Genomic DNA, 14,211 nt, shown 5'->3' on the forward strand with positions numbered 1-14,211 from the left:
GACACCACCAGCGACACCGTTAACAGCAGCGCACCATCCACCACCCCATCGCCCAAGCCAACGATGACGTCAGATTACGCGCGCCCTGCGGACGCGCTAATCAGACCTACCGCTGCATCGATTCCCACACCTTCTGCAAACGCTTGGCAGACACGGGCATCGGCGTGCGCAATTCCTGCGCAAACAGCGACACGCGCAGCTCTTCCAGCATCCAGCGGAACTCGACCAGTTTCGGATCCGTGTTCTTGCCGGCCTGACGGTCCTTGGCCTGGCGCAGATACGGCGCGGCGGCCGATTGCCATTCGGCCATCAACTTGGTGTCGCGCGCGGGGTCGGCGCGCAGTTTTTCCAGGCGTACATTGATCGCTTTTAAGTAGCGGGGGAAATGCGCGAGCTGCGTGTATTCGTTTTCCGTCAGGAAACGTTTATGCACGAGGCCCTGCAGCTGCGCCTGGATATCGGTGGCCGCCGCTGCGGGAATATTTTGCAGCCGCTTCGGCAAGCCGTGGAATTCCGTCAGCACTTGCGACAGCAAACGGGCGATTTCATTGACCAGCAAGACCAGGCGCGACTTGCCTTCCGCCTGTCGCTTGGCAAACGAGGCGGCGTCCAGCGGCAGCGGATCTTGCAAGCAAGCAATGTCGAGCGCCTTGTTGATGATTTGCTCGCGCAACTCCTCCTGCGAACCCAGGGCCATGAATTGCATGCCCATCTGCTGCAAGCCGGGGATGCTTTTCTCGACGTACTTGATCTGCTCCTTCATTTGCAGCGCAAATAAACGGCGCAAACCGACCTTGTGCGTACGCGCGGCCACGGTCGGGTCGTCAAACACTTCCAGGTCGCAATGCGTGCCCTTGTCGACGAGGGCAGGGAAACCGATCAAGGTCAGCTTGCCCTGCACGATTTCGAGCAGCTCCGGCAATTCGCCGAAGGTCCAGGCCGTCAAACCCATGTGCTGCGAGACGGTGGCGTTCGGAGGCGCCGGCGCGGCGGCGGATGCGCCCTTGCCTGCTGCAACTGTAGCGCCCTGTGCCTGCAGCCGCGACGCCACTTGCGCGCCGGCCACCTTGGCACCGGGCGTGCCCGTGCCCGAGACGCCCGACACTTCGGCCAGCTTCTGGAAACTCTGGCGCGCCTGGCCGCCGAATTCCGCCTGCAGGGTGGCCAGGTTGCGGCCCATGTCCAGCTGGCGGCCATGCTCGTCGATCACCTTGAAATTCATGAAGTGATGGGCAGGCAGGGTTTCCGGCTTGAAATCCGTCGTCAGCACGTTGATGGTGATCTGCGTGCGGATATCGAGGATGATGGCGTCGATCAAATCACCGCGGCCGAACACGCCCGCTTCATGCACGCGCTCGCAGAATTTCGCCGCGTAATCGGGCAGCGGCACGCAGTGGCGGCGCAGCTTTTGCGGCAAGGATTTTAATAGCAGATGCACTTTTTCCTTCAGCATGCCCGGCACCAGCCATTCGCAGCGCTCGCGCGGCAACTGGTTCAAGGCATATAGCGGCACGCTCAAGGTCACGCCATCGCGCACGCTGCCCGGCTCGAAGTGGTACGTGAGTCCCATTTCCAGGCCCGTCACGGACATGGTTTTCGGGAACAGGTCCGTCGTCACGCCGGCCGCTTCGTGGCGCATCAGCTCTTCGCGGTTCAGGTACAGCAGCTTCGGGTTCTCGCGCGTGGCTTCCTTGTGCCACTTCTCGAAACCGGCGCCATTGCACACGTCCGCCGGCAGCAGCTTGTCGTAGAAAGCGGCGATCAGCTCATCGTCGACCAGCACGTCCAGCCGGCGCGATTTGTGCTCGAGGTTTTCGATATCCTTGATCAGTTTGTGGTTGTGCGCAAAGAAGGGCGCACGCGTGTCGAAGTCGCCGCCAACGAGCGCGTCGCGGATGAAAATCTCGCGCGCTTCCGGCAAGTTGAAATTGCCGTAATTGATGCGGCGCTGGCTGTACACCACCAGCCCGTACAAAGTCGCGCGTTCGGACGCCGTCACTTGCGCCGAGCGTTTTTCCCAGCGCGGCTCGCCCCACGATTTCTTCAGCAGGTGCTCGCCGACTTTTTCCAGCCACTCGGGCTGGATCTGCGCCACGCAGCGCGCGTACAGCCGCGTCGTGTCGACCAGTTCGGCCGCCATGATCCACTTGCCCGGCTTTTTCAGCAGCGAAGAACCGGGCCAGATATGGAACTTGATGCCGCGCGCGCCCAGATACCCGGCGCCCGGCTCGTCCTCGCCCTTGAAACCGATATTGCCCAGCAAGCCAGTCAGCAAGGCCATGTGCAGATTGTCGTAGGTGGCCGGCGCTTCATTCAGGCGCCAGCCCTGCTCCTTGACGATGGTCAACAACTGCGAGTGCACGTCGCGCCATTCGCGCAAGCGCATCTGCGACAGGAAATTCGTGCGGCAATTATCCTGCAGCTGGCGGTTGGTTTTCTTGTGCTCGATGGCGGACTCGAACCAGCGCCAGATCTTCAGGTAGCTGAGGAACTCCGACTTTTCATCGGCGAATTTCTTGTGCGCTTCGTCGGCCGCCTGCTGGTGTTCCATCGGGCGGTCGCGCGGGTCTTGCACGGACAGAGCGGAAGCGACGATCAGCACTTCCGTCAGACACGCGTTATCGAGCGCGGCCAGGATCATGCGGCCCACGCGCGGGTCCAGCGGCAGCTTGGCCAGCTTGTTGCCCAACGGCGTCAGTTTATTGACTTCATCGACAGCACCGAGTTCCTGCAGCAGCTGGTAACCGTCGGCGATGGCGCGCGCCAGCGGCGGCTCGATGAAGGGGAAGGTTTCCACGTCCGTCAGGTGCAGGGACTTCATGCGCAGGATGACGGCGGCCAGCGAGGAGCGCAGGATTTCCGGCTCCGTGAATTTGGGCCGCAGCAGATAATCCTGCTCTTCGTACAAACGGATGCACACGCCGTCGGCCACGCGGCCGCAACGCCCGGCGCGCTGGTTGGCGGCCGACTGGGCGATCGGTTCGACCTGCAGCTGTTCGACCTTGTTGCGGTAGCTGTAGCGTTTCACGCGCGCCAGGCCCGCGTCGACCACGTAGCGGATGCCGGGCACCGTCAGCGAGGTTTCCGCCACGTTGGTGGCCAGCACGATGCGGCGCGCATTGCTGGTCTTGAAGACGCGTTCCTGCTCCTCGGCCGACAGGCGGGCGAACAGCGGCAAAATCTCCACATGCGGCGGATGGTGCTTGCGCAGCGCTTCGGCGCAGTCGCGGATTTCGCGCTCGCCGGGCAGGAACACCAGCACGTCGCCCGAGCCGATGCGGCACAGCTCTTCCACGCCATCGACGACGGCATCCATCAAGTCGCGCTTTTCGCGCGCGGCGGCGGTGCGCTGGCCGGGCTTGTCGGCGCTCGCGGCACCCGGCATGGCCACCTGCTCGCGTTCCACGGGACGGTAGCGCACTTCCACCTGGTACAACCGGCCCGACACTTCGATCACGGGTGCCGGTTTTTCCGGCGTGCCGAAATGGCGCGAGAAGCGCTCGGCATCGATGGTGGCCGAGGTGATGATGATCTTCAGGTCGGGCCGGCGCGGCAGCAGCTGCTTTAAATAACCAAGCAGGAAGTCGATGTTCAGGCTGCGTTCGTGCGCTTCATCGATGATGATGGTGTCGTAGTTTTTCAACAACGGGTCGGTCTGCGTCTCGGCCAGTAGAATGCCGTCCGTCATCAGCTTGACGGACGCGCCACGGCTCAGGGTATCGTTAAAGCGCACCTTGAAACCCACGGTTTCGCCCAAGGGCGTGCCCAGTTCCTGCGCGATGCGCTTGGCCGTCGACGAGGCGGCGATGCGGCGCGGCTGCGTGTGGCCGATCATGCCCTTCTGTCCGCGTCCCAGTTCCAGGCAAATCTTCGGCAACTGCGTCGTCTTGCCGGAACCCGTCTCGCCCGAGACGATGATGACCTGGTTTTCCGTCAAGGCCTTGGCGATTTCTTCGCGCCGGCCCGAGACGGGCAAGTCTTCCGGATACGTAATCGGTGGCAGCGGATTGCGGAAGGCCTTTTCCGCCTCGCGCGCGGCGCGCGCGGCGTCACGGCTCTCGCGCTCTTCGCGGCTGGCCTGGTCATCGCGCGGCGCCTGCCCCTCGCGCGGCGGACGCGGCGCGCGCTGCTGCTGTTGCTGTCGCTGTTGCTCTTTCTGCTGTTCCGCGCGCGGCGCTTGCTGCCTTTGCTGGCTCACGGGCGGGCGCTGGCGGCCTTGCACAGGCGTGGCGGCAGGCGTGGCAACACCCCCGCTGGCGGGCACATTTGCAACGTTGGAAGGAGGGGAAGACTTATTGCTGGCTGAAGACATTGTTTTTTACAGGTATTTTAAGCGCGCACATCGCGCAGCGAATTATAATGCGCTTAATGGAAAACCCTACCCAATTCGTCCAATGGCTGCGCTCCGTCGCGCCCTACATCCACGCCTTTCGCGGCAAGACCTTCGTGGTCGCCTTCCCCGGTGAACTCGTCAGCGCCGGGGCGCTGCAGGTGCTGGCCCATGATTTGTCCCTGCTGCATGCGCTGGACATCAATGTCACCGTCGTCTACGGCTCGCGGCCGCAGGTGGCGGAACAACTGGCCTTGCGTAACGTCGAAGGCCGCTTCCACAACGGCGTGCGCATCACGGACATCGCCGCGCTGGAATGCGCAAAGGAAGCGGCCGGCGAGCTGCGCCTCGATATCGAGGCCGCGTTCAGCCAGGGCTTGCCGAACACGCCCATGTCGCATGCGGCCATCCGTATCATTTCCGGCAACTTCATCACGGCGCGCCCGCTGGGCGTGATCGATGGCGTGGACCTGGAACTGACGGGCATCACGCGCAAGGTCGACGCCGAAACCATCCATTCCATCCTTGGTTCGGACGGCCTGGTGCTGCTCTCGCCCCTGGGCTTCTCGCCCACGGGCGAAGCGTTTAATCTCACCATGGAAGACGTGGCGTGCAGCGCCGCCATCGCCCTGCACGCGGACAAGCTGATCTTTATTACCGAAACGCCGATGATGGAAGACGCCACGGGCGTGGAAATCCGCGAACTGTCGTCGCACCAGGCCGAAGCCGTGCTGATGGCCGGTTTCCTGCCCGACGCCACGGCGTTTTATTTGAAGCATTGCGTCAAGGCTTGCCACAACGGCGTCGAACGCTCGCATATCGTGCCGTTCTCGATGGACGGTTCGGCCCTGCTGGAATTGTTTACCCATGATGGCGTGGGCACCATGATCAGCCATGAAAATCTGGAAAGCCTGCGCCAGGCCACCATCGAAGACGTGGGCGGCATCATCAAACTGATCGAACCGCTGGAAGCGGACGGCACTTTGGTGAAGCGGGGCCGCGAGCTGATCGAGCGCGAAATCGATTATTTCTCCGTCATCGAGCATGACGGCGTGATCTTCGGCTGCGCCGCCCTGTACCCGTTCCCCGCGCAAAAGATGGCGGAAATGGCCTGCTTGACGGTCAACCCGGAAGTGCAAGCCCAGGGCGACGGCGAGCGCATCCTGAAACACATGGAAAACCGCGCGCGCGCCGCCGGCCTGAACAAACTGTTCGTGCTGACCACGCGCACCTCGCACTGGTTCAAGAAACGGGGCTTTGTGCCGGCCACCGTCGACGATCTGCCGAAGGACCGCCAGCATATGTATAACTGGCAGCGCAAGTCGCAGGTGTTGATCAAGACCCTGTAATCGGCGTCACTGAACACGCAAAAAGCCTGGCATTGCCAGGCTTTTTGCATTGCAGACAAGGGCAGCCGATAGCTTACCTTACCCAGCCTGCCTGGAACAGCAGGCGCGTGCGCGATGCCGATTCGCTGCTCGGCACCCCGCCTACCGTGCGGTGCACCAGTTGCAGGTTGAGCAGGATGCCGCCAGCCATGGCGCTCAGGCCCAGGCCGATATCGCCCAGCTTGCGCGAGGCGACGCCGCCGGCCGGCGCCGCGACAGACCTGGCCCAGCCATAGTCGCTAAAGATGCTGCCGCTCAGCTGCGCCGTGCCGCCGCCCGCCAGCGGCCGGGCCAGTTCGGCGCGCAGCAGCGCCGCATGATCGCCACTGAGTTCGCCGATCGGATACGCGGCTACGCCACCGTCGCCGGAAATGCTCATGCGCTCGACGCCATCGAGGCTTTTATTGTTCAGCGACGCCTGCGCCTTGACGCTGGTGGTCAGCAGGAATTGCGACGGCAGCACGCTGACGCGCGACGCCGCCAGATTCAGCCTGGCATAGCCGCCCTGCGTATCGGCGCCGGCAGCATCGAGCGCTTCGGCAGCCGCTTCCTTGAAGTGCAAGCGCCCCACCGTCAGGCTGGCGCTGCTCTGGGTCAAGCCATCCCAGCCCAGCAAGGCATGCATACGCCGGTCCGCGATGCTGGCGCTGATGCTGCTCAACTGCTTGCCCACCGAGGTGCGCGTGGCACCGATTTCATCCTTTAAATCCTTGTACGCCACGCCCAGGCCCGCTTCCACCGTGTGCTCGCGGGTACGCTTGAGCGGCTTACTCAGGAGCAAGTCCACGCCATTGGCGTTGCCAGAGGCGTCAAGCGCGGCATACACGTCGCTGAGTTCATAGGTAGTGCGGCTGAGCGCCCCTTCGAGGCGGGCGCCGTCCGTGCCCAGCAACATCGAATAGCCAAGACGGCCGTTCAGCAAGCCACTGTTGCGCGTAGCCATGCCGCTGGCCGACAGGCGGTCGCCGCGGCCGCTGGGCGAATTCCAGTCGGCATTGAAACGCAGGCGCTGCTTGCCCGTGTACGTAGAGCCATAGTTATCCAGCAACACGTAGCCGCCCCAGGCGGGCGTGGCCTCGGTACGGATGGCAAAATCCGAGGTGCCGACCTGCTCGCCCGGCATCACGTCGGCCTGCACCACCTTGACGCCAGGCGTGTCATTGATGATCAACATCGCCCGCTCCAGGGTATCGAGGGACACGACATCGTGCCGCCTGGCCTGGTCCAGCAAGCCTTGCACCACGCTATCGTGCACGCGCGAAGTATTGCTGAGGATAAATTTTCCGTATTGACCTTCCACCATGCGAATGATCAACTTGCCATCAGTCAATTCCTGCGCCGGGATATAGGCGCGCGCCACAAAGTAGCCGGCGGCACGGTAATGGCGCGTGATACGGGTGGCCATCTCTTCGAGCTGGGCCAGGGTCAGCGTCCGGCCCAGCTCCGGCTGCAGCAGCGCCAGCAGAGTGGCGCTGTCAATGGCGTGGTTGCCCTCCAGCACGAACTGCGTCACCCTGACCTTGCTGGCGGCATCGCCGGTCAAGGCCTGCAGCGGTGGCGCGGCCGGCACGCCGCCCAGCGCAGGCAGGGACGGCGGCGGCGTCACCGGCGGCGGCACCGGCTGGCTCTGGCGCACAACGTCGCCGATGGTCGGTACCTGCTGGGCCTGCGCCATGGCGGTCGCGCCCAAGGCCAGGCCCAGCGCCAGCGACATGGCCGTGCGTTTGCAGGCCGCCCGGCGGGCGGTGGGGACGATGGAGGTACGGATAAGCATGCTCATTTATTGGGCCTTCACGACAAACAGCAACTGGTCCACGCCATCGGGCAACTTGACGCCGCCATTGACGATCTCCATCAGGGAATTGCGGCTGACGGGCAAGCGCAATGGCTGCGATCCGCCATTGCCTTGGGCGCCGGCTGGCTGCAGCAAGCGCTGGGTTTGCGCCAGGGTAAGACTTTCGCTCATCTCGTTCGCGCCGGGACTGTACAGCACGCTCAGCGGCGCATTCGCGCCAAAGGCGGCGCCCAGTGGCACGACACTGCTATTCACGGTGGGTGGCACGGAAACGAACGGGATCAAGTCGCTTTGCAACGACAGGCCGGCATCGCGCAAGACCTCGCGCTTGCTGGGAACGCTGGTCCGGGAGACCTCGCCTATGGTGCTGGCCAGGCTCGCCTTTGGCGCTTCCGGCGTTTCCGCTTCCAGCGGGAGGATCTCCACGGTGCCGCTGGCATTCGCGCCGGCCAGCGTGTAATTGCTGTTGGACACAGTCAAGCCCGACAAGCCGACGATGGATTGCTTGCCCGCCTCCTTGGAAGACAGCGTCGCCTTGCCGCCCAGCACAGCGCTGTCGCCGGCCAGCACGCCGTTCAAGGCCAGCAAATTGGCGGCCGCATCCGCAGTATCGTCAAACGCCCGGCTCGCGCCAGAGACTGCCGCCACATTGACGGGCAAGGCCGTGATGGCCACGCTGCCGGCAGGCAGCACGCCGCTCAAGGTGTAATTGGCATTGTCCAGGCTCAAGGTACCCAGGCCGCTGATGGATTGCGTACCGACATTCTTGCCTGCCAGTAGCGCATTGCCGCTCAGGCTGGCGCTATCGCCCGCCAGCACACCGGCCAGGTTCAGCAGGCCGGCGGCCGCATTCACGCTGCCATCGTAGCGACGCGTGGCGCCGCCAGCCGCATTCACGCTGACCGCGCGCGGCGTCACCAGCACGCTGGCGCCCAGGCTGGCTGGCGCGAACGTGTAGTTGCTGTTGTCCAGCACAAGGTCCGCATAGCCTGCCAGCGCCTGCGTACCGGCGTTGCGCGACGCCAGGGTAGCTGTGCCGCTCAGGTTGACGGTGTCGCCACCGAGCACATTCGTGATCTGCAGCAAGCTGGCGTTGAGCTTGTCGGTCGCGTCGTATTCCTTGCCGCCCAGGCTGGCGAGATGCACTTCCAGCGCACGGATGGTCGCCGCCAAATTGATGGTCGGCGTGGACAGGATGTAATTGCTGGCCAGGCCCGCGTTGGCGCCGCTGCCGTCGCCCACCAGCAAGCTGGCCGCCACCGTGCGGGCGCCGGCGTTGGCGCTGTCGAAGGTGCCGCTGGCCGACAGCGACAGGTTTTCGCCATTCACAAGGCCCACCAGGGTGCCGGCATTGATGCTGGCCGCGTTCGTGCGGTCATACGTCTTGTTGGCGGCGCCGATGCCGGCAATGGTCAGCACGGCCGGCGTGATCGACAGGGTACCCGTGCTGTAGGTGATGTCATAATCGCTCAGCTTGCCATAGCCGGCGCCCAGGGTCGGCGCGAACAGGCTGGCGCCGTAATTGAGCGTGCCGACGGAGGTGGTGGGCAGCAAGGCCGCACTCCAGTCGACGCCGCTCACGCATGCCAGGTTGTTGTCGCAGCCGCTCACCGTCCAGCCGCCTGTCAGGACCGGATTGGCCCCGCCATAGGTTTTCGTCAAGGCTGGATTGTTCAGCGTGATGGTGATCGGATCGACGTAGCCAAACGTGCGCAAGACGGGATAGCCGTCATTGAGCGTTGCCTTGCGTCCCCATACTCCGCTGTGGAAGGTGAAATCCCAGCTGTTGGTGGTAAACAAGTTGCTATCTTTCATTTGCGCCGTGGTCTTGCCCGTGCCGTCGCCACTACTGTTCTGCCCGCTGGTCTGTGTATCCCAGAAACTGTTGCTGACGCCGCCAATGCTGACACCCATCAAGCCGCCCACGCCCGCGCCCGGGCTGCTCACGAGGCCGGTCGAGTAGCTCTTGTCGACGGTGCCCAGGTTGTTGCCGATCAAACCGCCCACATAATTGCCGCTGGTACTGACGGCGCTGCGGGAATAGGTATTGACGACGTTGTTGCCATAATTTAAGCCAATCAGGCCGCCGACATTGTCGCCGCTGGCATTGACGGTACCGCTCGTATAACTGGTATTGACTTCATTGTCCGGCGTGGCGGTGCCACCGGCGGCGCTACTTCGGCCGATCAAGCCGCCCACCGTGCTCGTGCCGGTAACGGCGCCGCTGGCGTAGCTGCCGCTGACCTTGCCGTTATTGTTGTTGCCGACCAGGCCGCCTGTATTCGTGGTGCCGGTCACGGTGGCGGTGGCGTAGCTGCCGGTGACTCTGCCGCTGTTGTTATTGCCGACCAGACCGCCCGTGTCGCCCTTGCCAATGACGCTGCCGCCGGCATGGCTGTCGACGATGTAGCCGTAATCGTTTTGCCCGACCAGGCCGCCAGTCCAGGTGCCGGCCGTATTCGTCACCGTGGCGTTGGCATAGCTGTTGGCCAGGGTGATCTGGTACGCCAGGTAACCGGTCAGTCCGCCGATGTTATTGCCCTGCGAATTGACCGTGCCGTCGAAATGCAGGCGGGTGAGCGTGCCATCGAAGATCGCACCGATCAGGCCGCCCACGTAACCGCCCGGCCCCGTCACGCTGCCCGCGGCGTAGCTGTTGTAAACGCTGCCCATGTTCAATCCGATCAACGCCCCCACGCCCTGATTGGCGCTGACCACCGCATTCGACATCGCCACGTTGCGCACCCGCCCGTTGTTGCTGCCAAACAGGCCAACATACGTGCCGGACGGCTGGGTGATGCGCAAGCCGCTGACGGTATGACCCAGGCCGTCGAACACGCCGGAGAGGGATACGGGAGCGAAGCCGGCGCCGCCGTTCCAGCCGCTGGTGGCGCTGGCGTCGATATTGCCGGCCAGTGCATAGTGGCCGCCGGCGCCGCCGTTGATGCCCTGCAAATCGAGACTGCTGGTGCTGCCGGCGCTGCCCAATGCATTGATCAGGGTATAGCCGATGTTATTAATCGTCAGCAACCCCGTACCGGCGCGGTCGACATCGATGCGGCCCTTGAAGACGCCGGCGTCATCGATACCCACCAGCACATTCTTGCTCGTGTTAAACGTCGGGCTGCCGGGATTGAAGTTGTAGCCTGTTTTCAGGTTCAAGGTCGAACTGCCGGTGGCGCTCATGACGGCGTTGACATTGATGTCGCCGTGCGCTTCCAGGGTCAGCTGGTTGGCGTTCCAGGCCAGCGGCGCGTTGACGTGGATATCGCCCGCTTCGCTGCCGGCCGCCTGGGTCTGAATCGTGACATTGCCGGCAGCCAGCGCCGCTTGCAGGGTATCGACGCCGATGCCGCTCGCGCCTTGCGCGGCGCTGCCGCTGCCGATCGTGAAATCGGTGGGATCGATCAGCCAGGAGCCGCTGCGGCCCGCAACGGCGCTGCTGTCGACGCGCGTGCCGTCAGCCACGCGCAGCACCGGCCCCGAGGTTTCGATGAAGCCGCCATTGCCGCCCTGCGGCGCGCTGGCATCGAGCTTGCCGGCCACTTCCACGGCGCCGCCTTCGCCCAGCAGGAAAATCCGCCCGCCGCGCTCGTTGATGGTGCGCGCGCGCACTTCGCCCGTGTTGTTGACGACGGTACTCAACAGACCGTCGGCGCCTTTCGCCGTCAGCACCACCAGGCCGCCATCGGCGTGCACGGCGTTGCCATTGGCGACCAGCGCGGCCAGCGCCGCCTCATCGACGGCCACGCCCACCAGCGCGCCGCCGTCGAAAGTCAGGCTGACCTTGTTGCCGGCCGCCAGCGCCACCGTCCCCAGCCTGGCGCTGATCACGCCGTCATTGCGCACTTGCGCGCCCAATAACGCGATGTAGCCGCCATCCCTGGCGTTCAGACTGCCCAGATTGCGGACGGCGCCGCCCTTGCCGGTGAAACTGGTCTTGCCTGCCAGAAAATCGGCATCGCCGAGATTGAGCGTGCTCGCTACCAGGCCCGCCGTATCGACTCTGGCGCCCTTGCCGAACAGCACGCCATTCGGATTCAAAATGAACACCTGGCCATTCGCATGCAGCGCGCCGTCGATGACCGAGCCTTCATTGCCCCGGACCCGGTTCAAGGTCACGGCGGCGGCATTCGGCTGCACGAAATTGACCCTGGCATCCTTGCCGATCGAAAAACTGTTCCACTCGATGGCCGCCTTGCCGCTGGCCTGGGTTACGGTCATGGCCGCGCCCTGCTGGCCGACGTGCGCCTGTCCCGCCGTCACCACGGCGCCGCTGGGCAAGGCCGTGGCGGCAAGGTCCGCCGCCTGCGCCCCGCCGCCCAGCATCACGCCGGTCAGCACGCTGGCCAGCAGCGTCCCTGTGGTGCCGGAGCGCTTGCCCCCGCTGCCGGCATGTTCTGCCACGACCATGACCGCGTTGCGGCGGCGGTTCCATACCGTGCGATGAATTCGATTCATGTGATGTTCCGATCTGACGTGATGACATCGGGGCTTGCCAGGACTTTTCGGCAAAAGCAATTAATGGCATTATAAAATGCTGCAAGTAAGCAATTTCGACAAATTCTCCCCATCGGGCGTTAACACAACACGCATGCCAGACAACAGCACCCGCAGCCGCTGCAGGCAAAAAAAAACACCACCGGAACCGGTGGTGTTTTTGCTCACAGAGCGCGCGAAAAACAGCTGCTAGTGACTAGTTACTTGATATTCAGCGGCGCAAACGACTTGACCAGATCGTCGAGCGCCTTCAACTGCGCCAGGAACGGCTCCAGCTGGTCCAGCGGCAAGGCGCTGGGGCCGTCGCAGCGGGCATTGTCCGGGTCCGGATGGGCTTCCAGGAACAGGCCGGCGATGCCGACGGCCAGGCCGGCGCGGGCCAGGTCGGCCACCTGCTGGCGGCGGCCGCCCGAAGCGGCGCCGCCGGGATCGCGCTGCTGCAGGGCGTGCGTGACGTCGAAGATGATGGGCAGGTCGTCGCAGGTCTTTTTCATGACGCCAAAACCCAGCATGTCGACCACCAGATTGTCGTAGCCGAGGCAAGTGCCGCGGTCGCACAAGATCAACTGGTCGTTGCCCGCTTCCTTGAATTTCTCGACGATATTGGCCATCTGGCCTGGGCTCAAAAATTGCGGCTTCTTGATGTTGATCACTTTACCCGTTTTCGCCAGCGCCACGACGAGGTCCGTCTGGCGCGCCAGGAAGGCGGGCAATTGCAGCACGTCGACCACTTCGGCCACCTGCTGCGCCTGCCATGGCTCATGCACGTCGGTAATCACGGGTACGCCGAACGCCGCCTTGACGTCCTGGAAGATGCGCATGCCTTCTTCCAGGCCCGGTCCCCGGTAGGAATGGATCGAGGAACGGTTGGCCTTGTCGAAGCTGGCCTTGAACACATAGGGAATGCCCAGTTTTTGCGTGACGCGCACATATTCTTCGCAGGCGCGCATGGCAAGATCACGCGATTCGAGCACGTTGATGCCGCCAAACAGCGCGAAGCTGCCGGTATTGCTGACATCGATGCCATGGACTTTCACTGAGGTCATAGGGATTCCATATTGGTTAATTGTTACTACTTGCTTGGAAGAGGCGCAGCCAGCGGCTGGCGCGATAAGGCATCTTACTAGCTAGGGCGGCGCAGATCAAATTTGATCCAGCGCAAGGGCGCGGCAAACGGCGTGTCGCCAGGCCGCGACGACCCCGCGAGGGCAGGCGCAAAGTGCCTTATAATCACGCTTTATCTCTACACTGATTCAGGAGCACAGATGGCCCGCACGATCCACTGCATCAAACTCAACAAGGAAGCCGAAGGACTGGATTTCCCGCCGTACCCGGGCGAACTGGGCAAGAAGATTTACGAATCCGTGTCGAAGGAAGCATGGGCCGCCTGGCTCAAGCACCAGACCATGCTGGTCAATGAAAACCGTTTGAACCTGGCCGACGCGCGCGCCCGCAAATACCTGGCCACGCAGATGGAAAAGCATTTCTTCGGCGATGGCGCCGATGCCGCCATGGGCTACGTGCCGCCAACGGAATAAGTTTTATCGCTTGCCCGTGGCCGCCGCGTCACGGGCAGTTTCACCTGCGTTTCACGCCCTCCTCCGCTGTTTCACGGCACCGCCTCCCCGTTTCGTCGCACACCGCTCGCCGCCCATGCCGCCCGCTGGCACAGTACGTCCATCGACAACCTCACTCCAAAGGCGGACACCATGTTGCAGCACATCTTCAGCCACACTCCCCTCTACGTCTGGGCCATCCTGGGCTTGCTCGTCTACCGGGGCGTGCTGGCCAGCCGCGCACGCGAAGTGACCTTGCGCAAGCTGTGCATCATTCCCTTGGTCATGCTGGCCCTGTCGCTGAGCGGCGTGCAGGGCAGTTTCGGCCTGGCCGGCGTGGCGCCGTTCGCCTGGGCCGCCGGCGCCCTGGCCGGCGCGGCGCTGGCATGGACACTGAGCGATGCGCGCAAGATCGTCGCCATACCCGAACGGACCAGCGTGCAGCGCCCCGGCAGCTGGGTGCCGTTGATGCTGATGATGAGCATTTTCTGCATGAAATATGCGGTGGCCGTGACCCTGGCCATCGCGCCGGCCTACGCCCATGCGACCGGCTTCATCGTGCCCGTCTGCCTCGCCTATGGCTGCTTCAGCGGCATCTTCCTCGGCGGCTTGCTGCGCACCGTGGCCGTGTAGCGCCAGGCA

The 14,211-nt window shown here is 63.7% G+C and carries 7 protein-coding genes; 3 read left to right on the forward strand and 4 right to left on the reverse strand.

Annotation, left to right across the window (positions count from 1 at the left end; all coding sequences use genetic code 11):
• Positions 1-106: 106 nt before the first annotated feature.
• The gene (hrpA, locus tag JAB4_RS23215; RefSeq protein WP_070222470.1) at positions 107-4,198 is read right to left on the reverse strand and encodes an ATP-dependent RNA helicase HrpA; all 4,092 of its coding nucleotides are present in this window, start codon (positions 4,196-4,198) and stop codon (positions 107-109) included.
• 170 nt (positions 4,199-4,368) lie between these two features.
• Here hrpA and argA point away from each other — a divergent pair, with 170 nt between their 5' ends.
• Complete coding sequence (gene argA / locus JAB4_RS23220; protein ID WP_046685875.1) at positions 4,369-5,679, forward strand: amino-acid N-acetyltransferase; 1,311 nt, start codon at positions 4,369-4,371, stop codon at positions 5,677-5,679.
• 73 nt (positions 5,680-5,752) lie between these two features.
• Here the strand turns inward: argA and JAB4_RS23225 are convergent, their stop codons facing one another.
• The 3 genes from JAB4_RS23225 to kdsA all read right to left on the reverse strand — a co-directional run bounded on the left by JAB4_RS23225 (position 5,753) and on the right by kdsA (position 13,059).
• Positions 5,753-7,498, reverse strand: coding sequence for a ShlB/FhaC/HecB family hemolysin secretion/activation protein (locus JAB4_RS23225; protein WP_071650229.1), 1,746 nt, complete (start codon positions 7,496-7,498; stop codon positions 5,753-5,755).
• Positions 7,499-11,974: a YDG domain-containing protein gene (locus tag JAB4_RS23230; protein ID WP_071650228.1), complete on the reverse strand. Its 4,476-nt coding sequence runs from the start codon at positions 11,972-11,974 to the stop codon at positions 7,499-7,501.
• Positions 11,975-12,213: 239 nt separating this feature from the next.
• Positions 12,214-13,059: a 3-deoxy-8-phosphooctulonate synthase gene (gene kdsA, locus JAB4_RS23235; protein WP_034750794.1), complete on the reverse strand. Its 846-nt coding sequence runs from the start codon at positions 13,057-13,059 to the stop codon at positions 12,214-12,216.
• 219 nt (positions 13,060-13,278) lie between these two features.
• On the opposite strand from kdsA, the gene JAB4_RS23240 reads away from it, so the two are divergent.
• Entirely contained in the window at positions 13,279-13,551 is a 273-nt protein-coding gene (locus JAB4_RS23240) for an oxidative damage protection protein (RefSeq protein ID WP_034750797.1), read from the forward strand.
• 171 nt (positions 13,552-13,722) lie between these two features.
• Positions 13,723-14,202 (forward strand): DUF6622 family protein, encoded by a 480-nt coding sequence (locus JAB4_RS23245; RefSeq protein WP_070222447.1) that lies wholly within the window; start codon positions 13,723-13,725, stop codon positions 14,200-14,202.
• The last annotated feature ends 9 nt before the right edge of the window (positions 14,203-14,211 follow it).

This window comes from Janthinobacterium sp. HH102 (assembly GCF_001758625.2).
Taxonomy (GTDB): Bacteria; Pseudomonadota; Gammaproteobacteria; order Burkholderiales; family Burkholderiaceae_D; genus Janthinobacterium.